This is a genomic window from Streptomyces sp. NPDC050856 (assembly GCF_040653855.1).
Taxonomy (GTDB): domain Bacteria; phylum Actinomycetota; class Actinomycetes; order Streptomycetales; family Streptomycetaceae; genus Streptomyces.
On the sequence record NZ_JBFAGV010000015.1, the window covers coordinates 78715 to 100944 of the forward strand.

The following is a 22230-nucleotide window of genomic DNA, read 5'->3' on the forward strand; positions in this document are numbered from 1 at the left end:
CCCCTCCGTCGCCGCCGCTGTCCGCCCCGACCCTGCTGCGGGCCGGCCACGTCCCCGCCGTCCTCATCACCTGCTGTGCCCGCGGTGCCGTCGCCGCCGGGCTCGGACTCGGTGCCCTCACCGTGCTGGTGATGGTGGTGTGGATCAGCTCCCCGTATCCCGACAGCGGTCCGGCCGGGGCGCTGCACGTCGCCGCCGGGGTGTGGCTGCTCGCCCACGGCGTGGAACTGGTGCGCGCCGACACCCTCACCGGCGCCCCGGCCCCCGTGGGCGTCGTACCGCTGCTGCTGGTCGCCCTCCCGGCGTGGCTGGCGCACCGCACCGCACGGGACGCCATGGAACCCGAGGGCGGCCGGGCGGCGCCCTCGGCGCGCGGCGCGGTCGCCGCGGTGACCGGCGGATACCTGCTCGTCGCGGCCGTGGTCACCGGGTACGCGGCGGGCGGGCCGCTGGCCGCCGACCCGCTCAGCGCCGTGCTGTGGCTGCCGCTGGTCACCGCGCTGGCGTCGGCGACCGGGGTGTGGACGGCGGCCGGACGGCCCCTCGGGCCACTGCCGCCACGGCTGCCCGAGCGGCTGCGCGTGGAGCTGGCCCGCACCCGCGCCACCGCCGCCGCCCGTGCCGCGGCGGCGGGACTGACGGCCCTGCTCGGCGGGGGCGCCCTGCTGGTCGCGGTCTCGCTCGTCTGGCACGCCGGGGCGGTGCGGGAGTCGCTGCTGAGCCTGTCCGGCGGGTGGTCGGGACGGGGTGCGGTCCTGCTCCTGGCGCTCGCCCTGGCACCCAACGCGGCGGTGTGGGGCGCGGCGTACGGGCTGGGTCCGGGGTTCGCGCTCGGTACCGGGGCGACCGCGACGCCGCTCGCGGTCCTGGGGGACGTGGCCCTGCCGGACTTCCCGCTGCTCGCGGCCGTGCCGGTGGGCGGGGGCGGCACCTGGACGCAATGGACGGGGCTGGGCGTGCCGGTGGTGGCGGCAGGCGCGGTGGCGTGGCGGGCCGGGCGGGCGGACCTGCGGGGAGCGGGTGAGACGGCGCTGACGGCGGCGCTGGCCTCGGTCCTGTGCGGGCTGGGCGCGGCGGTCCTGGCGGGGGTCTCCGGCGGGGCGCTGGGCAGCGGCCGGCTGGCGGAGTTCGGTCCGGTGTGGTGGCGCACCGGCGCGGCGGCGCTGGTGTGGACGGTGACGCTGGGCGTGCCGGGAGCGCTGGGGCTGCGCGTGTGGCGGCTGCGTGACCGGACGGGGCACGGCGGGTCCGGGGCCGGTCGTGAGGCGGGGGACCGGGCGTTCGACCCCGCTGGAACCTCCGGCCACGGGTCCGGGGCGCCCGAGTCGTCCCGGACGAGCGGGGCGACCTGGGAGCCGGCCGGGAGCCAGCAGCCCGCCGAGGTCGCGGGAGGCGGCCGGGACGACTCCATGGAGGACGCGGCCCCTGGTGGGGCGGACGGCGCCGATGCGGCGGACCCGGGCCCCCACCCGTACGGCTCGCTCCCCGCCTCCTGGGAGGATTCGGCCCCTTGGCCCGACGCGGCCTGGCCGGACCCGGCGGCGCGGGAGACCCGTTGGGCGGTGCGCACGGAGGCGTCGAGCGGCCCGGTGCCGGACTTCCCGGCCGGTCCACCACCAGTCGGCGAGTCCCCCTTCGGCCCGCCGCCGATGGGTCCGCCTCCTGTCGGCCCGCCGCCGATGGGTCCGCCACCCGTCGGCGAGTCCCCCTTCGGCCCGCCGCCGATGGGTCCGCCTCCCGTCGGCCCACCGCCGGTCGGTCCGCCACCCGCCGGCCCGCCGGCGCCGGGGGAGGATCCGCCCGAAGGCCGGTGACCGGCCGGCCGGGCGCGCCCCGGCTGCTCACGGCCGGCGGGGGCGCGGCCGGCTACTCCTGTACGCCGAAGACGTCCCGCAGCGGCCCGGGCAGCAGCTCGTTGCAGGACGTCTGGCCCGTCTTGGTCAGGGCGTCGTCCACGCACGTGTAGTAGTCCCGGTAGACGAGCTGCACGGTGAACGTCATCGCCACGATCATCAGCGCCAGGGCCGCCGTGACCAGTCCGCTGACCGCGGCGGTGGTCTGCGGACGCCCCGACCCGGGAGCCGCCGCCGGGGGCGCCACCGGTGCCGGCGCGCCGGTCGTCTGCACCGGCTGCGCCGCCGGGGCCGCGGGGCGGGACCGGCCGCGCAGGGAGCTGATGCCCCAGTACAGGGCCAGGGCGCCCAGCAGCAGGGCGATCTCCGGGAAGTCGAAGACGGCGAAGAAGAACGCCCACATCCCGGACAGCAGCGCGTACCGCGCCCGGCGCTGGGCCGGGTCGGTCGGGTCCCAGCGCAGCCCCGGCTTGTCACCGGACCCACCGGGGCCACCGGGGCCACCGGACCCACCGGAACCGCCGGGGCCACCGGGCCCGCCGGAACCGCCCCGGTCGTCGCCCTGCTCGCTGCCCGGGCGGCCGCCGAAGCCCCCGGAGGAGCGGCCCGGCTGGTGCGGGCTCCACTGGCTGCCCCAGGCCGGACGGTCCCGGTCCGGGGAGTCGGAGGAACCCTCGGACGAGGAGCCGTCCCCGCTGTCGGGGCGGCGCGGCTGCCAGGGCTGGTCCGGCCGGCCCTCCGGCGGTGGCGCGAACGGGTTGTTCTCGTCCGTGGACTGGCGTTCCCGCGGCAGGAGGTGGTTGGCCGTGCGGCGGCGTCGGTCCGGCATGTGGTGAATGTCTTCCCCTCAGACCCAGTGCAGCCGGGGTCTTCTGTCGTCGTGACCGTCCATTGGGGGACGGCTCATCCCCAGACGCTACTCCCCGGCTCCTCACCCGTCCCGCGGGGGCGGGGCGGTGTGCCGGTATCGTTGCTGACGGTCGGCCCCTTCGTAGGGTTCCCCGTATACGGGGGCGCGATTCTTTCGTAGGACCACACAAAAGCGCACCGCATCGAAGAAGCCGTACACGCGAAATGAGTTCCCCTGTGGCCGCCGCCCGCCGTCTGGTCGTCCTGGTCTCCGGTTCAGGCACCAACCTGCAAGCCCTGCTCGACGCGATCGCCGCCGACCCGGACGGGTACGGGGCGCGGGTCGTGGCGGTCGGCGCCGACCGCGAGGGCACCGCCGGCCTGGAGCGGGCCGAGCGGGCGGGGCTGCCCACCTTCGTGCGCAGGGTCAAGGACTACGCCACGCGCGACGAGTGGGACCGCGCGCTGACCGAGGCGACCGCCGCCCACCAGCCGGACCTCGTCGTCTCGGCCGGTTTCATGAAGATCCTCGGCAAGGAGTTCCTGGCGCGCTTCGGGGGGCGGACCGTCAACACGCACCCCGCCCTGCTGCCCAGTTTTCCCGGTGCCCACGGAGTGCGGGACGCCCTCGCGTACGGCGCGAAGGTCACCGGATGCACCGTCCACTTCGTCGACGACGGCGTCGACACCGGCCCGGTCATCGCCCAGGGCGTGGTCGAGGTGCGGGACGAGGACGACGAAGCCGCTCTTCACGAGCGCATCAAGGAAGTCGAGCGCACGCTGCTCGTCGAGGTCGTGGGGCGTCTGGCCCGGCACGGCTACCGCATTGAGGGACGAAAGGTTCATGTCGGTGAATAAGCCCATCCGTCGAGCGTTGATCAGTGTCTACGACAAGACGGGGCTGGAAGAGCTCGCCCGCGGGCTGCACGAGGCGGGCGTCGAGCTGGTGTCCACCGGTTCCACCGCCGCGCGGATCGCCGCGACCGGGGTCCCGGTCACCAAGGTGGAGGAGCTCACCGGCTTCCCCGAGTGCCTGGACGGCCGGGTCAAGACCCTGCACCCGCGCGTGCACGCCGGAATCCTCGCCGACCTGCGCCTGGACGCGCACCGCGAGCAGCTCGCCGAGCTGGGCGTGGAGCCGTTCGAGCTGGTGGTCGTGAACCTGTACCCGTTCCGGGAGACGGTCGCCTCCGGCGCCACCCCCGACGAGTGCGTCGAGCAGATCGACATCGGCGGCCCCTCCATGGTCCGCGCCGCCGCCAAGAACCACCCCTCCGTCGCGGTCGTGACCTCCCCGGCCCGCTACGGGGACGTGCTCGACGAGGTCAAGGCCGGCGGGTTCGACCTGACCGCCCGCAAGCGACTGGCGGCCGAGGCGTTCCAGCACACCGCCGCGTACGACGTGGCCGTCGCGTCCTGGTTCGCGTCCGCCTACGCGCCCGCCGACGAGACGCGTTTCCCGGACTTCCTGGGTGCGACGTACGCGCGCAAGAACGTGCTGCGCTACGGCGAGAACCCGCACCAGGACGCCGCGCTGTACGTCACCGAGGAGGGCGGCGGCCTGGCCCAGGCGGAGCAACTGCACGGCAAGGAGATGTCGTACAACAACTACACGGACACCGACGCCGCGCGCCGGGCCGCGTACGACCACGACGAGCCGTGCGTCGCGATCATCAAGCACGCCAACCCCTGCGGCATCGCGATCGGCGCCGATGTCGCCGAGGCGCACCGCAAGGCGCACGCCTGCGACCCGCTGTCCGCCTTCGGCGGGGTGATCGCGGTCAACCGCCCGGTGTCCGTGGCGATGGCGGAGCAGGTGGCCGAGATCTTCACCGAGGTCATCGTCGCCCCCGGTTACGAGGACGGCGCCGTCGAGGTGCTCGCCCGCAAGAAGAACATCCGGGTCCTGCGCGCCCCCGGCGCCCCGTCCGCCCCGGTCGAGGTCAAGCCGGTCGACGGCGGCGCGCTGCTCCAGGTCACCGACCGGCTCCAGGCCGACGGCGACGACCCGGCCAACTGGACGCTCGCCACCGGTGAGGCCCTGTCCGCCGCCGACCTGGCCGAGCTGTCCTTCGCCTGGAAGGCCTGCCGCGCGGTGAAGTCCAACGCCATCCTGCTCGCCAGGGACGGCGCGAGCGTCGGCGTCGGCATGGGCCAGGTCAACCGGGTCGACTCCGCCAAGCTGGCCGTCGAGCGGGCCGGCGAGGAGCGCGCCCGGGGCGCGTACGCCGCGTCCGACGCGTTCTTCCCGTTCCCCGACGGGCTGGAGATCCTCACCGCGGCGGGCGTCAAGGCCGTGGTCCAGCCGGGCGGTTCGGTCCGTGACGAGCTGGTGATCGAGGCGGCCCGGAAGGCGGGCGTGACGATGTACTTCACGGGCACGCGCCACTTCTTCCACTGACCGGACGCCCGACCGGGCGCACCGTCCCGAGGCCCCGCCGGTCGCCGCCGGCGGGGCCTCGGGCTTCGTCGTGCCCGCGGCCACCGGACACGGCGAAGGCCGCGACCCCCCGCCGCCGGACGGGGAGTTGCGGCCTGGTGCGTGGCGTCCCACGGGTACGCCCTGCTGGTACGCCGTGCGGGTGTGCCGCCGAGCCGGCTCGGGCTCAGACGGCGCGCTGGCGCTGGAACCAGGCAGCGCCGTCCGACTTCGCCACGAAGACGATGATCAGAACGCCGATCGCGATGCTGACGAGGCCGAAGGGCAGCTGGAAGATGCCGCCGAGAACGATGAACGCGCCGTAGACGATGGAGCAGATGCGGACCGCGTTGCCGCCGGACTTGTACTTGGCCGCGAGGATGAAGGAGATCGCGGCCATGATCAGGGCCAGGATGCCGAAGACGACGACCATGCCGGTGGCGAGGCTGGACGCCTCGGAACCGGCGCCCGCGTCCGACAGCTGCGACTCGATGTAGGCGCCGCCGGCGAAGGAGACGATCGCGCCGATGACCTGGAAGGCACCCATCACCCAGAGCATGACGCGCGCGGCCTTCACACCACCCGGCATCTCCATCGGCGCGGCCGGGTAGCCGCCGTACGGCTGCTGCACCGGGGGCGCCTGCGGGTAGCCGTAGCCGGGCTGGCCCTGGGGCTGCCCCTGCTGCGGGTAGCCGTAACCGGGCTGCTGGCCCTGCGGCTGCTGGCCGTAGGGGTTGTTCGGGTCGCCGAAGCTCATGGTGGGTTTCCTCCGTTAAGTGTGCGGGGACGGCGCGGCCCGCGCGGAGGAACTTGCACGAATATTGAGCGGTTTGGCCCCCCGGCACTGCCCGCGGCACTGCGCGGCTCATCGTGGTCGTAACGTCGACTTTTTGTCCAGTCGGATGCGACATGCGTTGTGCAAGTGCAACCTCGCGTTCCGGTGGGTGTACGCGAATTGGAACAGGGGCGGGTTCATCCGCGAGGATGGGTCACATGACCGCCCAGATTCTCGATGGCAAGGCCACCGCCGCAGCGATCAAGTCCGACCTGACCGCCCGTGTGGCGGCCCTGAGGGCCCGGGGCATCACGCCCGGCCTCGGCACCGTGCTGGTGGGTGACGACCCGGGCAGCCAGAAGTACGTCGCGGGCAAGCACCGCGACTGCGCGGAGGTCGGCATCGCCTCCATCCAGCGTGAACTGCCCGCCACCGCCACGCAGGAAGAGATCGAGGCGGTCGTGCGCGAGCTCAACGAGGACCCCGCCTGCACGGGTTACATCGTGCAGTTGCCGCTCCCCAAGGGCATCGACGAGAACCGCATCCTGGAGCTGATGGACCCGGCCAAGGACGCCGACGGGCTGCACCCGACGAACCTCGGGCGTCTGGTGCTCAACGAGCCCGCCCCGCTGCCCTGCACGCCCAACGGCATCATCCGGCTGCTGCGCGCGCACGGCGTCGAGATCAACGGCGCCGAGGTCGTGGTCGTCGGCCGGGGGACGACGATCGGCCGTCCGATGCCGCTGCTGCTGACCCGCAAGTCGGAGAACGCGACGGTCACGCAGTGCCACACAGGCACCCGCGATCTCGCCGCGCACCTGAGGCGCGCCGACATCATCGTGGCCGCGGCGGGCGTACCGCACCTGATCAAGCCCGAGGACGTCAAGCCGGGCGCCGCCGTCCTGGACGTGGGCGTCAGCAGGGACGGGAGCGGCCGGATCGTCGGTGACGTCCATCCGGGCGTCAACGAGGTCGCCGGGTGGCGCGCCCCGAACCCGGGCGGTGTCGGGCCGATGACCCGGGCGCTGCTGCTGGTCAACGTGGTCGAGGCGGCCGAGCGCGCCGCGACCGCCGCCGCGAGCTGAGCGGGAGAGGGCGACCTCATGGGCGTACGGCCGAACGACGACCAGGCGGCGACGGGCGAGCCCCCGGTGGGTGACGCGCCGCTCGCCGGGGCGGGCGCGACGGGCGGTGGCCCGGGCGCCGCGGGGCCCGCGGCGCACCCGGACGGCGCAACCCCCGGTGCGGTCCCGGTCGGAGCCCGGCGACCCACCGGCGATGCCCCCTCCGGCCGGGACGGCCACCCCACCCGTGCGGACCGGACCGCCGAAGAAGGCCGGCCCGCCGAAGAGGACCGGCCCACCCGGGACGACCCGGCTCCGGACGAGCGCCCCACTCCCGACGACCCGGCTCCGGACGAGCGCCCCGCCCCCGGCGGCCGGTCCGAGGGGGGCGACCAGCCCGGCGTCGGGTCGCGGCGGCCGCCGGCGCTGACGCGGGACACCGCGCGGCCCGAGGGCGGCGGGCGGGCGGCTCCCGGGGACGCTCCGGCTCCCGCCCGGCAGTGGCCGCTGCTCACCGTCCTCGGCCTGGCCGCGCTCGGGCTGCTGGTCGTCGGGTTCGACGCCTTCCCGCAGGCGTCCCGCATCGGCGCCATGCTGATCGGTGTCGCCCTGCTCACCGGCGCAGGACTGCGGCGTGCCCTGCCGTCCGTCGGCATGCTGGCGGTGCGTTCCCGCTTCACCGACATGGCCATCTACGGCCTGCTCGGTGTGGTCATCGTGCTGCTGGCGCTGATGACCCAGCCCAGGCCCTGGCTGGAGATCCCCTTCCTGGAGGACGCCGTTCACTTCACGGTGCGTTAATACCCGCTCACGCGGAGGAATACTGCGGGGCGGCGCCTACTCGGGCCCGCCCCGCAGCGTGAGAGGGACGTTCCACCCCATGGCCAAGATCAAGGCAGCGAGACCCGTCGTCGAACTCGACGGCGACGAGATGACGCGGATCATCTGGCGGTCCATCAAGGAACAGCTGATCCTGCCGTACCTGGATGTCGAGCTGGAGTACTTCGACCTGGGCATCGAGCACCGCGACGCCACCGGCGACCGGGTGACCGTCGACGCCGCGCACGCCGTCCGGGAGCACGGCGCCGGCGTCAAGTGCCCCACCGTCGCCCCCGACCGGGCGCGCGTCGAGGAGTTCCACCTCAAGGCGGCGTACCGGTCGCCCGACGACACCCTCCGCGAGATCCTCGGCGGAGCCGTCTTCCACGAGCCGGTCGTCATCGGCGCCGTCCGCCGCCGGGTGCCGGGCTGGCGCGAGCCGGTGGTGATCGGCCGCCACACCTTCGGCGACCAGTGCCGGGCCACCGACCTCAGGGTGCCGGGCGCGGGCACCCTGACCACCACCTTCACCCCGAAGGACGGTTCGGAGCCGGTGGAGCTTGAGGTGTACGAGTTCCCGGGCGCCGGCGTCGCGCTGACGATGGTCAACCTGGACGAGTCGATCCGCGACTTCGCCCGCGCCTCCTTCCGCTACGGCCTGGACCGCGGCCACCCGGTGTTCCTGTCCACCAGGAACACGGTGCTGAGGAAGTACGACGGCCGCTTCAAGGACCTGTTCCAGGAGGTTTTCGACGCCGAGTTCGCGCAGAGCTTCGACGCTGCCGGCCTCACCTACGGGCACCGGTCCACCGACGACATGGCGGCCGCGGTGATGGCGGGGGAGGGCGGCTTCGTCTGGGCGTGCAAGAACCACGACGGCGAGGTGCAGGCCCGCGCCGTCGCCGAGGGCTTCGGCTCGCCGGGCCTGATGACCTCGGTGCTGGTGACCCCGGACGGCCGGACGCTGCTGGCCGGGCCCGCCCACGGCACCGTCACCCGCCACTACCGCCGGCACCAGCGGTCCCAGCCCGTGTCGACCGATCCGATCGCGTCGGTCTTCGCCTGGACCCGGGCGCTGGCGCACCGCGGGTCGCTGGACGGCACGCCCGACGTGAACCGGTTCGCCTCGGCCCTGGAGCAGGCGTGCGCGGCGACCGTGGAGGCCGGCCTGATGACCGAGGACCTGGCCCGGTCGGCCGGCCCGGGCCGGCCGTGGCTGACGACCGGGCAGTTCCTCGCGGCGGTCGACGAGAACCTCCAGAAGAGGCTGGTGGCGTTCTGAGCCCCGCGGCCGGGGCGCCGGCCGGACCGCGGGGCACGGCGGCGCCCGTCCTCTCCCCCGAGCAGGGCGGGCGCCGCCGGCTCGTGTCATCGAGCGTCATGGACGCGCCAATCCTGATCAAGTCATGTCCGGGGCCTGTGGCACGGAAGTGACCATTCCGCCATGGTGTGATCGACCCGCGACGGATGCGAAACTGGGGCGGCGATCGGAACGGGACGCGTGCGGGGGCACGCCGCCGCGCCGGAAGCGCCGTGCGCCCCGGTTCCGGGAACCGCCATCCTCACCGCACCCGTCCCACCGGGTGGTGACCCGCCGGGGGCGGCGGGAGGGACGGGCTGCGCGGGGCGGCACATCAGGCACGTACGGGGGAATGAGGGGAAGCAATGCCTCGCTGGAAGGCGCTACCGGAAGAGCTGGACCCGCAGGTCAAGGAGTTCGCGAGCCAGCTCCGCCGGCTGGTGGACCGCAGCGGGCTCAGCCTCGCCGCGGTCTCGGACCGCACCGGGTACAGCAAGACGTCGTGGGAGCGCTACCTGAACGGCCGGCTGCTCGCGCCGAAGCGCGCGGTCCTGGCCCTGGCCGAGGTGACCGGGACCAACCCGGTGCACCTCACCACCATGTGGGAGCTGGCCGAGCGGGCCTGGAGCCGCGCGGAGATGCGCCACGACAAGACCATGGAGCAGATACGGATATCCCAGGCGCGTACCGCGCTCGGGGAATCCGGCGGCACCGAGGGTCCGGCCGGCTCAGGTCCCGCCACCGGCCCCAGGGCCGGTACGACGCCCACCGCGCCCGGTGGCGCGCCCGGCACCGGCCGCAGCTCCGTCATACCGCCCGACGGCGGTCCCAACGGCCCGGCTCCCCGCGTCGCCCGCCACTCCGCCGCGCACGCCGCGCACGCCGCCCCGGCCGCGCCCGGCAGGGCGTCCGGCCCGGGCGGCGGCAGGCGCAGGACGGTCGTGTTCGTCGCGGGTGTCGTCGGCGCCCTGCTGGTGATCACCTCGGCGGTGCTCCTCGTCGGCCTCGGCGGCGAGGACGACGGGCGCGACGCCGCCCGGTCGCCGTCGCCCACGCCCACCACCAGCGCGCCCAAGCCGCTGCCCACCGGGGTCAAGTGCACCGGCACGGACTGCACCGGCCAGGACCCCCAGGCCATGGGCTGCGGCGGCCAGTACGCCACCACCGTGGCCTCCGCGACGGTCGGCACCCGCAAGGTCGAGGTCCGCTACAGCGAGACCTGTGGCGCCGCCTGGGCGCGCATCTCCCAGGCCGTGCCCGGCGACACCGTCCGCATCACCTCGGGCGGCGCGGCGCAGAACGGCGCGGTGAAGATCGACAAGGACGCCTACACGCCGATGGTCGCGGCCGCGAACGGCACGGACCCCGAGGCGTGCGCCACTCTCACGAACGGCACCAAGGGCTGCACCACTCCGCAGTGAGCCGCGACACAAGGGGCCGGGGGCCCAGGGGGGTGCGGGTCCGATAGCCTGGCGCCGGATATCTCTTCACGTCGAGACACCGATCGATCACCAGAGATGTCCCGCACCAGGGGCAGGGACCCCCACCGCCAGCTGTCTTACGGAGATCGCCATGACCCGCACTCCCGTGAATGTCACCGTGACCGGCGCGGCCGGCCAGATCGGTTACGCGCTGCTCTTCCGCATCGCCTCCGGCCACCTGCTCGGCGCGGACGTGCCGGTCAAGCTCCGGCTGCTGGAGATCCCGCAGGGCCTCAAGGCCGCCGAGGGCACCGCGATGGAGCTCGACGACTGCGCCTTCCCGCTGCTGCGCGGCATCGAGATCACCGACGACCCGAACGCCGCCTTCGACGGCGCCAACGTGGCCCTGCTGGTCGGCGCCCGCCCGCGCACCAAGGGCATGGAGCGCGGTGACCTGCTGGAGGCCAACGGCGGCATCTTCAAGCCGCAGGGCAAGGCCATCAACGACCACGCCGCGGACGACATCAAGGTCCTCGTGGTCGGCAACCCGGCCAACACCAACGCGCTCATCGCGCAGGCCGCGGCCCCGGACGTACCGGCCGAGCGCTTCACCGCGATGACCCGCCTGGACCACAACCGCGCGCTGTCGCAGCTCGCCAAGAAGACCGGCGCGGCCGTCTCCGACATCAAGAAGCTGACGATCTGGGGCAACCACTCGGCCACCCAGTACCCGGACATCTTCCACGCGGAGATCGCCGGCAAGAACGCCGCCGAGGTCGTCGCCGACGAGCAGTGGCTGGCCGACACCTTCATCCCGACCGTCGCCAAGCGCGGTGCCGCGATCATCGAGGCCCGTGGCGCCTCCTCGGCCGCCTCCGCCGCCAACGCCGCCATCGACCACGTCCACACCTGGGTCAACGGCACCGCCGATGGCGACTGGACCTCCATGGGCATCCCGTCGGACGGCTCCTACGGTGTCCCGCAGGGCCTGATCTCCTCCTTCCCGGTCGTCTGCCGGAACGGCTCGTACGAGATCGTCCAGGGCCTGGACATCAACGAGTTCTCCCGCACCCGCATCGACGCGTCCGTCAAGGAGCTCGAGGAGGAGCGCGACGCCGTGCGCGGTCTGGGCCTCATCTGACCCGCACGACCCTGTACGACTCCGCAGGACTCCGTACGACCCCGTCCTCACCGCCCCCGGTGGCCCTCGCGCTGCCGGGGGCGCGGCGTCTCCCGCGCGACTCCCGGTCCCGCTCCCGGGGCGGCTTCCGGCCCGGCCCCGGGCGGCCCGTCCGGGGCGCCCCGGTACGGCCGGCGCAGCCGCAGGAACGGCAGCTCGACGGCGTGGTACGTGAGGAACGAGACGGCCACCGTCACCGGCAGCGCCACCACCAGCGTGGTCAGGAACGCGCCCCACACCGGCGGCAGCGCCCGGGGCACCCACCCGTACTCGCAGATCACCGTCAGCACCATGAAGTGGGTGAGGTAGAGCGAGTAGCTGATCTCCCCCAGGCGGGCCGCCGTCCGGGAGATCACCCCGCCCCCGCCGCCACTTCCGTCCCCGCCGCCGCCGGCCGGGCGGGCCACCCAGGCGACGACCACCAGGGCCCACACGGTCCCCTCCACCGTGCTCCACACCAGCTTGGCCGGGCTGTCGGACACGAAGCCGTGCAACTGGTTGAACGCCCACAGCGCGCCCAGCGCCAGGGCCAGGGCGGCCGGCGGCAGCCAGCGGGCCCGCAGCCGGTCGCGGTGGTGCAGGTACACCCAGGCGGCGGCCATGCCGAGCAGGAACTGGTCGATGCGCCCGGCCAGGCCCAGGTACAGCGCCGCCGTGTGCGGCTCGGCCGCCGGGCTGCTGAACCACACCAGTGCCCGCAGCAGGGCGACGGCGGCCAGCAGGCGCAGCAGGGCGCCCGGGCCGTGGTCGGTGAGGAGCCGGTGGAGCAGCGGGAAGAGCAGGTAGAACTGCAGTTCCACGCAGAGGGTCCAGAAGACGCCCCCGTAGGGCTGGCTCGGGGTGGTGAAGGTGAGGATCCGCAGCAGGTCGGCGAAGCCCGGCAGGGTCACCTGGGTGGCCGTGCCCAGCACGGCGATGACCAGGTAGAGAGGGTAGACGCGCAGCAGCCGGTTGGTCAGGAAGCGCCCGTACCGGACCGGCCTGCCGTGCGCGCCGACGGTCAGGATGAAGCCGGACAGGACCATGAACAGGGCGACGCCGGTGTGGCCCTCGAAGACCAGGGTGGCCGCCGGATTGGCGGAGTACAGCCAGTCGCCGGCCGGTGAGAAGGCCCGCCCCTCGATCCGCGCGCTGAGGAGCTGGCACCCGTGGTAGAGGACGACCAGCACAGCGGCGACGGCCCGCAGGTGATCCACGGGGGCCAGGTAGACGCGGTCGCTGCTGCGCATGTCCCGCACCCTAGGCGCGGGCCCCGACGGGTCCGGGGAGCCGGCGGACGACGGGCCCCAATGATCAGCCATTCGGATTTACCGACCGGACGGACGCCCGGCGGGGCCCGCGGGTGCGGGGACGCGCACGCCGGCGGAGGAGGACACTCACGCCGGCGGAGGAGGAAGCGTGTGCCGACCGGGGAGAACGCGTGTGCCCACGGGGGAGGACGCGTGCGCGGACCAGGGGAGGGCGTGAGCAAACCCACTTTCGCGCATGCTTTCCGGCCACCGGGGCAGGGCTCCCGGTCGCCAGCCACCGCTGGCACGGAACGGACCGGAACCGGAAGGCAGAACGCGACGTGTCGGAGCAACAGACCATCCACGTGGGCGGAGTGTGGCGCACGGCCACCTCCGGAGCCACGCGTGACATCCTCGACCCGGCCGACGCCACGACCCTCGCGGTCGTGGCCGAGGGCGGGGCCGAGGACACCGACGCCGCGATCGCCGCCGCCCGCACGGCATTCGACGAGGGCCCCTGGCCGCGCACCCCGGTCGCCGAGCGGGCCGCGTTGCTGCGCCGCGTGGCCGACCTGCTCCAGCGCGACCGCGAGGAGATCGGCCTGCTGGAGAGCCGCGACGCCGGAAAGACCCTGGAGGAGGGGCGGGTCGACGTCGACTGCGTCACCGACGCCTTCCGCTACTTCGCCGACCTCGTGGTCAACGAGAGCGGCGGCCGGGTCGTCGACGCCGGTTCGCCCGAGATCCACAGCGTGGTGGTGCACGAGCCGGTCGGGGTCTGCGCGCTGATCACCCCGTGGAACTACCCCCTGCTCCAGGCGAGCTGGAAGATCGCCCCGGCGCTGGCGGCGGGCAACACCTTCGTCATCAAGCCGAGCGAGATCACCCCGCTCACCACCGTCGCCCTCGTCCGGCTGCTGGTGGAGGCCGGTCTGCCGGCCGGTGTGGCGAACCTGGTCACCGGCCCCGGCGACCCGGTCGGCGCCCGCCTGTCCGAACACCCCGACGTCGACCTGGTCTCGTTCACCGGCGGTCTGGTCAGCGGCACCAAGGTGATGCGCGCCGCCGCCGACACCGTCAAGAAGGTGGCCCTCGAACTGGGCGGCAAGAACCCCAACGTGGTCTTCGCGGACGCCTGCGCGACCGACGAGGGCTTCGACACCGCCGTCGACCAGGCGCTCAACGCCGCCTTCATCCACAGCGGCCAGGTCTGCTCGGCCGGTTCGCGCCTCATCGTCGAGGAGTCGCTGCGCGAGCGGTTCGTCGCCGAACTCGCCCGCCGCGCCGAGCGGATCCGGATCGGCCGGGGCACCGACCGGGGCGTCGAGTGCGGACCGCTCGTCTCCGCGCGGCAGCTCGCGCGGACCGAGGAGTACGTCGCCTCCGCCCTCGCCGAGGGCGCCGTCCTGCGCGCCGGCGGCGAACGCCCCGAGGGCCCCGGGTACGGCGCCGGCTACTTCTACCGGCCCACCGTCCTGGACCGCTGCCACCGCGGTATGCGGGTCGTGCGCGAGGAGGTGTTCGGCCCGGTCCTGACGGTGGAGACCTTCCGTACCGAGGACGAGGCCGTGGCCCTCGCCAACGACACCGAGTACGGCCTGGCCGGCGGCGTCTGGTCGGCCGACGCCGGACGGGCCCGGCGCGTCGCCGGACGGCTGCGGCACGGCACCGTCTGGATCAACGACTTCCACCCCTACCTGCCGCAGGCGGAGTGGGGCGGTTTCGGCAAGAGCGGCATCGGCCGCGAGCTCGGCCCGAGCGGACTGGCCGAATACCGCGAGAGCAAGCACGTCTACCAGAACCTCGCCCCGCGCCCCGTGCGCTGGTTCGCGGGCTGAGCGGGGGAACGAACGCAGCATGAACGACACCACCGTGTACGACTACGTCATCGTCGGCGGCGGCACCGCCGGCAGCGTCATCGCCCACCGGCTCTCCGCGGACCCCGACGTCACCGTCGCCGTCATCGAGGGCGGCCCCTCCGACGTCGACCGCCCCGACGTGCTGACCCTGCGCCGCTGGATGGGGCTGCTCGGCGGCGACCTCGACTACGACTACCCCACCGTCGAGCAGCCCAGAGGCAACTCGCACATCCGGCACAGCCGCGCCCGGGTCCTGGGCGGCTGTTCGTCGCACAACACCCTCATCTCCTTCAAGCCCCTGCCCTCCGACTGGCAGGAGTGGGAGGAGGCAGGGGCCACCGGCTGGAACGCCGCCGCCATGGACCCGTACTACGACAAGCTGCTCAACAACATCGTCCCGGTCGACGAGAAGGACCGGAACGCCATCGCCCGCGACTTCGTCGACGCGGCGCAGGCGGCGCTCGGGGTCCCGCGCGTCGAGGGCTTCAACAAGCAGCCGTTCCACGAGGGTGTCGGCTTCTTCGACCTCGCCTACCACCCGGAGGACAACAAGCGCTCCTCCGCCTCCGTGGCGTACCTCCACCCGGTCATGGACCGGCGCGCCAACCTCCGCGTCTTGCTGGAGACCTGGGCCTACCGGCTGGAGCTGGACGGGACGCGGGCACGCGGGGTGCGCGTGCGCGCCAAGGACGGGACCGAGCGGCTCATCGAGGCGCGGCGCGAGGTCGTCGTCTGCGCCGGCGCGGTGGACACGCCGAGACTGCTGCTGCACTCCGGCATCGGACCGCGGCAGGACCTCCGGGCGCTGGGCATCCCGGTGACGCACGACCTGCCGGGCGTCGGGGAGAACCTGCTCGACCACCCCGAGTCGGTCATCGTCTGGGAGACCGACGGGCCGATCCCGGAGAACTCCGCGATGGACAGCGACGCGGGCCTGTTCGTCCGCCGGGACCCCCGGTCCGAGGGCCCGGACCTGATGTTCCACTTCTACCAGGTCCCGTTCACCGACAACCCGGAGCGGCTGGGCTACCAGCGGCCCGCCCACGGGGTGTCGATGACGCCGAACATACCCAAGCCGCGCAGCCGCGGCCGGCTCTACCTGACCAGCGCCGACCCCGAGGTCAAGCCGGCCCTGGACTTCCGGTACTTCACCGACGAGGACGACTACGACGGCCGGACGCTCGTCGACGGCATCAGGCTCGCCCGCGAGATCGCCAGGACCGAGCCGCTGGCCCGCTGGCTCAAGCGCGAGGTGTGCCCCGGCCCGGAGGTCACCGGCGACGAGGAGCTCAGCGAGTACGCGCGCAAGGCGGCCCACACCGTCTACCACCCGGCCGGCACCTGCCGCATGGGCGCGGTCGACGACGAACAGGCGGTCGTCGGCCCCGACCTGAGGGTGCGGGGACTGGAGGGCATCCGGATCGCCGACGCGTCTGTCTTCCCGACCATCCCGGCCGTGAACCCGATGATCGGGGTGCTGATGGTCGGCGAGAAGTGCGCCGACCTGCTGCTGGGCGGTGATGCCCGATGAGTACCGTCAGTACCGCGCCCGTCCCCGGCCCCGCCGGATCCGGCACCGCCGCCGCTCGGCCCGTCTTCTCGGTCCAGGGCCTGTGGAAGGTCTTCGGCCCCGGGGCCGAGCGCGTCCCCGGCTCCGAACTCGCCGAGCTCTCCCCGGCCGACCTGCGCGAGCGCAGCGGCTGCACCGCCGCCGTCCGGGACGTCTCCTTCGACGTGCGCAAGGGCGAGGCCTTCGTCGTGATGGGCCTGTCCGGTTCCGGCAAGTCCACCCTCGTCCGCTGCCTGACCCGGCTCATCGAGCCCACCGCCGGCTCCGTCGCCATCGACGGCGAGGACGTGCTGTCCATGGACCGGGCCCGGCTGCGCGAACTGCGCCGGCACCGGGCCGCGATGGTCTTCCAGCACTTCGGCCTCCTGCCGCACCGCTCCGTCCTCGACAACGTCGCCTACGGACTGGAGATCCAGGGCGTCGGCCGCGCCGAACGGCGCGCCAGGGCGGCCGAGTTCGTTACCAAGGTCGGCCTCGAGGGCATGGAGGACCGGCGTCCCGGCCAGCTCTCCGGCGGCCAGCAGCAGCGCGTCGGCCTGGCGCGGGCCCTGGCCGTCGACCCGGAAGTGCTCCTGTTCGACGAGCCGTTCAGCGCGCTCGACCCGCTGATCCGGCGCGACATGCAGGAGGAGGTGATCCGCCTGCACCGGGACGAGGGCCGCAGCATGGTGTTCATCACCCACGACCTCAACGAGGCCCTGCGCCTGGGCGACCGGATCGCCCTGATGCGGGACGGCCGGATCGTGCAGCTCGGCACGCCCGAGGAGATCGTGGGCGCGCCGGCCGACGACTACGTGCGCGACTTCGTGCGCGACGTACCGCGCGAGCAGGTCATCACGGTACGCAGCGCCATGCGCCCGCCCTGCGAGGCCGACGGCGAGGCCGGGGCCGGCCCGGCCGTCGCGCCCGGGGCGACCGTCTCCACGGCCATCGAGGCCGTCGCCCGCAGCGGCGGCCCGGTGCGGGTCGTCGAGAACGGCCGGTGGATCGGCGTCGTGGACCACCTGGACCTGCTGTCGGTCGTCGCGGGGGTACCGGTGGGCACCGGGAAGGCGGCGGCATGAGCGCCACCCTCTCCGCCCCCGTGCGCGAGGCGGCCCGCAAGGCCGCCCGCACGGCCGCCGGCGGCGCGCCCGGTACCGCGCGGCTGCGCCGGTTCGCGCCGCTGGCCGCCGCGGCCGTCCTGATCCCGCTGGGCATCCTGCTCACGGGCGGCGGGAGCTGGCCCGCCGCGCTCTCCGTCGACCTCTCCGGCCCGCTCGGCTCGGCCAGCGACTGGATCATCGACAACCGGGACAGCCACCCGCTGTTCCTGTACTTCCTCGGGCACATCAGCAACGGCGTCGTGCTGTCCGTACGCGGTGTCTACCTCGTCCTGCTGGCCGCCGGCTGGGCCGGCGTAACCGCCGCCGCCGGGCTGGTCGCCTGGCGGGCCGCCGGGGTGCGCCTGGCGCTGACCGCCGTCGCCGCCTTCACCGCGTGCGGGCTGCTCGGCATGTGGGTGCCCACCATGCAGACGCTCGCCCTGATGGTGGTCGCGGTGGCCGCTTCCGTCGTCCTGGGGGCCCTGCTCGGCCTGGCCGCCGGGCTCTCGGAGCGTACGTACCGGGCGCTGCGGCCGGTGCTCGACACCATGCAGGTGCTGCCCGCCTTCGCCTACCTGCTGCCCGTGGTGCTGGTCTTCGGCATCGGCGTGCCCGCCGCCGTCCTGGCCACCGTCGTGTACGCCGCCCCGCCCATGGCCCGGCTCACCGCGCTCGGCCTGCGCGGCGCCGACGCCGGGGTGCTGGAGGCGGCCGCCTCGCTCGGCGCGACCGGCAGGCAGCGGCTGCTGACCGCCCGTATCCCGCTGGCCCGCAAGGAACTGCTCCTGGGCGTCAACCAGTCGATCATGATGGCGCTCTCGATGGCGGTCATCGCGTCCGTGATCGGCGCGGGCGGCCTGGGCGACCGGGTCTACCAGGCCCTCGCCTCCGTCGACGTGGGCGCGGCGCTGGCCGCCGGCGTCCCCATCGTGCTGCTGGCCGTGGTGCTGGACCGGACGGCCTCCGGCGCCCGAGCCGGCGGCGGCCGGCGCGGCTGGGTGCTGGCCGCGGCGGCCACCGTCGCCGTCGCCCTGGCCGGCCGCCTCACCGGCCGGCTCGGCTGGCCCGACGCCTGGTACGTCGACATCGCCGGCCCGGTGAACCGGGCCGTCGACTGGATGACCGCCCACCTCTACTCGGGCGTCCCGGTCGTCGGCGGCACCGCCGACTGGGCGGCCCGCTTCACCCACTGGGTGCTCGACCCGGTGCGCGACGGCCTCCAGGCGCTGCCCTGGTGGGCGGTGCTGCTGCTGGTCGGCGCGCTGGCCCTGCTGGTCGGCACCTGGCGCACGGCGCTGACGGCCGTCACCGCGATGGCCGCCATCGGGGTCCTGGGCGTGTGGGACGCGTCCCTCGACACCCTCTCGCAGGTGCTGGCCGCCGTCGCGGTGACGCTGGCGCTGGGCTTCGCCGTCGCGGTGGGCGCGGCCCGCAGCGCCCGGCTGGAGCGGTGGCTGCGCCCGGTGCTGGACGTCTTCCAGACCATGCCGCAGTTCGTGTACCTGATCCCGGTGGTCGCGCTGTTCGGCGTGGGCCGTGCCCCGGCGGTGGCCGCCGCCGTGGTGTACGCGCTGCCCGCCGTCGTCCGCATCACCACCCAGGGCCTGCGCGGTGTGGACCCGGTGGCGCTGGAGTCCGCGCGCTCGCTCGGCGCGACCGGCCTCCAGCAGCTCCGCCAGGTGCAGCTCCCGCTGGCCCGCCCGGCGCTGCTGCTGGCCGTCAACCAGGCCGTGGTGCTGGTCCTCGCCGTCGTCATCATCGGCGGCCTGGTCGGTGGCGGGGCACTCGGTTACGACGTGGTCTTCGGCCTCGCCCAGGGCGACCTGGCCACCGGCCTCGTCGCGGGCACGGCGATCGTCTGCCTGGGCCTGATGCTCGACCGGGTGACCCAGCCCACCGGAAAGGACGCGTGACATGGCCGCCCGTACCCGACGCCTCACCGCCGCCGCCGCCGCGCTGGGCCTGCTGGCCCTGACCGGCTGCGGCGCGGCCGACATGACCCAGCAGGCTTCCCCCTACGCCGCCGTCCAGGACGCCAGGACGGTCACGCTCTCCGTCCAGTCCTGGGTGGGAGCGCAGGCCAATGTGGCCGTGGCGCGGTACCTCCTGGAGCACGAGCTGGACTACCGCGTGGACACCGTCCAGGTGGACGAGGTGCCCGCCTGGGACGCGCTCAGCCAGGGCCGGGTGGACGCCCTCCTGGAGGACTGGGGCCACCCGGAGCAGGAGCAGCGGTACGTCCGGGAGAAGCGGACCATCACCAGTGGCGGGGACCTGGGCGTGACCGGTCACATCGGCTGGTTCGTACCGAAGTACTTCGCAGACGAGCACCCCGACGTCACCGACTGGCGGAACCTCGACAAGTACGCCGCGCGGCTCCGGACCGCGGAGAGCGGCGGCAAGGGCCAGCTGCTCGACGGCTCGCCCTCCTACGTCACCAACGACAAGGCGCTGGTGGAGAACCTGGACCTGGACTACAAGGTGGTCTTCGCCGGCTCCGAGGCGGCGCAGATCACCCAGATCCGCCAGTTCGCCAAGGAGCGCAAGCCGTTCCTCACCTACTGGTACAAGCCGCAGTGGCTGTTCGAGAAGGTGCCGATGACCGAGGTGAAGCTGCCCGCGTACAAGGAGGGCTGCGACGCCGACCCCGAGAAGGTGGCGTGCGCCTACCCGCACACCCCGCTGCGGAAGTACCTCAACACCGGCTTCGCCGAGAAGGGCGGGAAGGCGGCCGCCTTCCTGAAGAACTTCCGCTGGACCACCGAGCAGCAGAACGAGGTGGCCCTGATGATCGCGGACCAGAAGCTCTCCCCGGAGGCGGCCGCCGAGAAGTGGGTCAGGGCGAACGAGTCGACCTGGCGGGCGTGGCTGCCGAAGTGACCGCGACGGCGGTGTCCCCGGTGGCCGCGGCGGCCCGGGCGGCCCTGGCCACCCGGGCCGCGCTCCGCTCGGGGAGCAGGCTGAGCAGCCCCAGCAGGGCCAGGCCCACCCCGACCCACACCGGGCCCAGCAGCCCGAGGTGACCGATGGCCACCCCGCCGGCCGACGACCCGATGATGACGCCGAGGGTGATGAAGGAGGAGTGGACGGAGTTGACCAGCGGCCGGGCGTTCCCGATGCGCTGGACCCGGGTGATCATCGCCGGGTTCATGGTCACTCCGACCAGCCCGATGCCCGTCATCATCAGCACCGCCGGGACGGGCGCCTCGGCCAGCAGGGCGAACCCGGTCAGGAAGAGGGCGTTGAGGGCGAGTCCCCACACCAGCACGGTGACGGTGTGCCGGTCGGCCAGCCGTCCGACGACCGTGTTGCCCACGACGGTGGCGGCGCCGTACGCGATGAGCAGCAGCGGTACGGCGCCGGCGCCGAAACCGGTGACCTCGGTGAGGATCGGGTTGAAGTAGCTGAACGCGGCGAACGTGGCGCCGATGACCAGGGTGCTGGTGCACAGGGCCAGCCACAGCCGGGGTGCGCGGAAGGCGAGGAGCTCCTGCCGCACGGTCCCGCCGTCGCCGGCCCGGCCCAGGCGCGGCAGCCCCACGGCCGTGCACAGCGCGGCGAAGAGGGTGAGCGCGGAGACGGCCCAGAAGGCGGCGCGCCAGCCCAGGTGGTCACCGGTGAGGGTGGCCAGCGGCAGCCCCAGCAGGGTGCCCAGCATCAGTCCGTTCATGACGACGGCCATGGCGCGGCCCCGGACAGCGGGGCGGACGAGCCGGGCGCACAGGGAGACGGCGATGCCGAAGAAGGCCTGCGAGGCGACGCCGGTCACCACGCGGGCGACGACCATGACGGGGTAGTCCGGCGCGGCGGCGGCCAGGACGTTCCCGGCGAGGAAGACCGCGAAGACCGCCATCAGCGCGGGCTTGGGGCGGACCTTCGCCAGTGCGGCGGCCAGCACCGGCCCGCCCAGGGTCATGGCGACGGCGTACGCCGTGATGAGGTAACCGATCTGCGGAATGGTGGCGTCCAGTCCGGCGGCCATCTGCGGCATGAGTCCGGCGACGGCGAATTCACTGGTCACCATGGCGAAGACACCAAGGGCCAGGAGATACACGGCAAGGGGCATCGCGAGCTGGTCTCCCGTTTTAGATTGATCAGTACAGAATTGGGGCAGGCCGAAGCCGGCCGTGGCCCGTTCCGGGCGCGGGGGCCGGTCAGCCGGTGAGCGCGTCCATGGCGGTCGTGGCGACGGCCTCCAGGGCGGCCCGGTCGGCGCCGCCCTGGGCGGACACCCGCATCCCGCCGATCACGGCGTTGACGAAGCGGGCCAGGGACGCGGAGTCACGCGGTGAGGTGATGTCGCCGTCCCGGCGGGCGGCCTCGATCGCGGTCCGCAGGGAGGCCAGCCGCCGGGCCAGATCCCGCTCCAGCAGGCCGGCGATCTCCGGGTCGCGCCCGGCGAGCTCCACGGTGGTGTTGACCGTGAGACAGCCCCGGCTGGACCCGTCCGGCGGGCGGTCGGCGAACTCGTCCTCCACGATCCGCGCGAGCAGGGCCCGCAGCCGCTCCACCGCCGGACGCTCCTCGTCCTCCAGCAGGGCGAGCTGGGTGCCGGTCATGGTGTCGACGTACCGGGTCAGTGACCGCTTGAAGAGGTCGTGCTTGCTGATGAAGGTGTTGTAGATGCTGCTGCGGCCCAGTCCGGTGGCCTCGCACAGGTCCTGGGTCGAGGTGGCGTCGTAGCCGTTGGCCCAGAAGGCGTGCATCGCCGCCTCCAGGGCCCGCTCCTCGTCGAATGTCCGCGGTCGGGCCATGGCGGTACGCTAACCGTTTTGGACCGCCCGTTGCAATACGGTGGGGCGGCCGT

18 protein-coding genes are annotated in these 22230 nt (G+C 73.8%); 13 read left to right on the forward strand and 5 right to left on the reverse strand.

All coding sequences use genetic code 11. The features are described 5' to 3' along the window. The first annotated feature begins 32 nt into the window (after positions 1–32). Positions 33–1814, forward strand: coding sequence for a DUF6350 family protein (locus tag AB0H53_RS16240; protein WP_362112849.1), 1782 nt, complete (start codon positions 33–35; stop codon positions 1812–1814). 52 nt (positions 1815–1866) lie between these two features. On the opposite strand, the gene AB0H53_RS16245 is transcribed toward AB0H53_RS16240, so the two are convergent. Beyond that, entirely contained in the window at positions 1867–2682 is an 816-nt protein-coding gene (locus AB0H53_RS16245) for a hypothetical protein (RefSeq protein ID WP_362112656.1), read from the reverse strand. Positions 2683–2927: 245 nt separating this feature from the next. On the opposite strand from AB0H53_RS16245, the gene purN reads away from it, so the two are divergent. Both purN and purH read left to right on the forward strand, forming a co-directional pair. Further along, positions 2928–3560, forward strand: a complete 633-nt coding sequence (gene purN, locus AB0H53_RS16250) for a phosphoribosylglycinamide formyltransferase (protein ID WP_362112659.1) — start codon at positions 2928–2930, stop codon at positions 3558–3560. After that, positions 3547–5103: a bifunctional phosphoribosylaminoimidazolecarboxamide formyltransferase/IMP cyclohydrolase gene (purH, locus tag AB0H53_RS16255; RefSeq protein ID WP_362112662.1), complete on the forward strand. Its 1557-nt coding sequence runs from the start codon at positions 3547–3549 to the stop codon at positions 5101–5103. Before purN ends, purH begins: the two co-directional genes overlap by 14 nt. Before the next feature lie 205 nt (positions 5104–5308). On the opposite strand, the gene AB0H53_RS16260 is transcribed toward purH, so the two are convergent. Further along, positions 5309–5878 carry a hypothetical protein gene (locus AB0H53_RS16260; protein WP_362112665.1) on the reverse strand — a complete coding sequence of 190 codons (570 nt, stop codon included), beginning with the start codon at positions 5876–5878 and terminating at the stop codon, positions 5309–5311. 236 nt (positions 5879–6114) lie between these two features. Between AB0H53_RS16260 and AB0H53_RS16265 the strand changes: the two genes are divergently transcribed. The 5 genes from AB0H53_RS16265 (at position 6115) to AB0H53_RS16285 (ending at position 11641) form a co-directional block, all read left to right on the forward strand. Next, the gene (locus AB0H53_RS16265) at positions 6115–6981 is read left to right on the forward strand and encodes a bifunctional methylenetetrahydrofolate dehydrogenase/methenyltetrahydrofolate cyclohydrolase (RefSeq protein WP_362112668.1); all 867 of its coding nucleotides are present in this window, start codon (positions 6115–6117) and stop codon (positions 6979–6981) included. A gap of 18 nt (positions 6982–6999) precedes the next feature. Next, positions 7000–7761, forward strand: a complete 762-nt coding sequence (locus tag AB0H53_RS16270) for a DUF3017 domain-containing protein (RefSeq protein WP_362112670.1) — start codon at positions 7000–7002, stop codon at positions 7759–7761. A gap of 79 nt (positions 7762–7840) precedes the next feature. Then, positions 7841–9061, forward strand: a complete 1221-nt coding sequence (locus AB0H53_RS16275; RefSeq protein ID WP_362112673.1) for an NADP-dependent isocitrate dehydrogenase — start codon at positions 7841–7843, stop codon at positions 9059–9061. Positions 9062–9444: 383 nt separating this feature from the next. Further along, a complete protein-coding gene (locus tag AB0H53_RS16280; protein WP_362112676.1) occupies positions 9445–10500 on the forward strand; it encodes a DUF2690 domain-containing protein in 1056 nt (351 codons plus the stop codon). A 151-nt stretch (positions 10501–10651) separates the two neighbouring features. Next, positions 10652–11641, forward strand: a complete 990-nt coding sequence (locus AB0H53_RS16285; protein ID WP_362112679.1) for a malate dehydrogenase — start codon at positions 10652–10654, stop codon at positions 11639–11641. A gap of 47 nt (positions 11642–11688) precedes the next feature. Here the strand turns inward: AB0H53_RS16285 and AB0H53_RS16290 are convergent, their stop codons facing one another. After that, positions 11689–12909, reverse strand: coding sequence for an acyltransferase (locus AB0H53_RS16290; RefSeq protein ID WP_362112682.1), 1221 nt, complete (start codon positions 12907–12909; stop codon positions 11689–11691). A 341-nt stretch (positions 12910–13250) separates the two neighbouring features. Here AB0H53_RS16290 and AB0H53_RS16295 point away from each other — a divergent pair, with 341 nt between their 5' ends. The 5 genes from AB0H53_RS16295 to AB0H53_RS16315 are packed head-to-tail and all read left to right on the forward strand — an operon-like array spanning position 13251 to position 20303. Continuing rightward, positions 13251–14747, forward strand: coding sequence for an aldehyde dehydrogenase family protein (locus AB0H53_RS16295; protein WP_362112685.1), 1497 nt, complete (start codon positions 13251–13253; stop codon positions 14745–14747). Positions 14748–14766: 19 nt separating this feature from the next. Then, positions 14767–16299: a GMC oxidoreductase gene (locus AB0H53_RS16300; RefSeq protein WP_362112688.1), complete on the forward strand. Its 1533-nt coding sequence runs from the start codon at positions 14767–14769 to the stop codon at positions 16297–16299. After that, entirely contained in the window at positions 16296–17402 is a 1107-nt protein-coding gene (locus AB0H53_RS16305) for a betaine/proline/choline family ABC transporter ATP-binding protein (protein ID WP_362112691.1), read from the forward strand. The genes AB0H53_RS16300 and AB0H53_RS16305 overlap by 4 nt, the downstream gene beginning before the upstream one ends. After that, complete coding sequence (locus tag AB0H53_RS16310) at positions 17399–19336, forward strand: ABC transporter permease subunit (RefSeq protein ID WP_362112694.1); 1938 nt, start codon at positions 17399–17401, stop codon at positions 19334–19336. Before AB0H53_RS16305 ends, AB0H53_RS16310 begins: the two co-directional genes overlap by 4 nt. A gap of 1 nt (position 19337) precedes the next feature. Further along, the gene (locus tag AB0H53_RS16315; RefSeq protein ID WP_362112697.1) at positions 19338–20303 is read left to right on the forward strand and encodes an ABC transporter substrate-binding protein; all 966 of its coding nucleotides are present in this window, start codon (positions 19338–19340) and stop codon (positions 20301–20303) included. Here AB0H53_RS16315 and AB0H53_RS16320 read toward each other — a convergent pair. Together AB0H53_RS16320 and AB0H53_RS16325 are read right to left on the reverse strand one after the other, a co-directional pair. Further along, positions 20260–21489 carry an MFS transporter gene (locus AB0H53_RS16320; RefSeq protein ID WP_362112700.1) on the reverse strand — a complete coding sequence of 410 codons (1230 nt, stop codon included), beginning with the start codon at positions 21487–21489 and terminating at the stop codon, positions 20260–20262. The genes AB0H53_RS16315 and AB0H53_RS16320 overlap by 44 nt on opposite strands. Positions 21490–21577: 88 nt before the next feature. Further along, a complete protein-coding gene (locus AB0H53_RS16325) occupies positions 21578–22177 on the reverse strand; it encodes a TetR/AcrR family transcriptional regulator (protein ID WP_362112703.1) in 600 nt (199 codons plus the stop codon). Positions 22178–22230 lie beyond the last annotated feature (53 nt).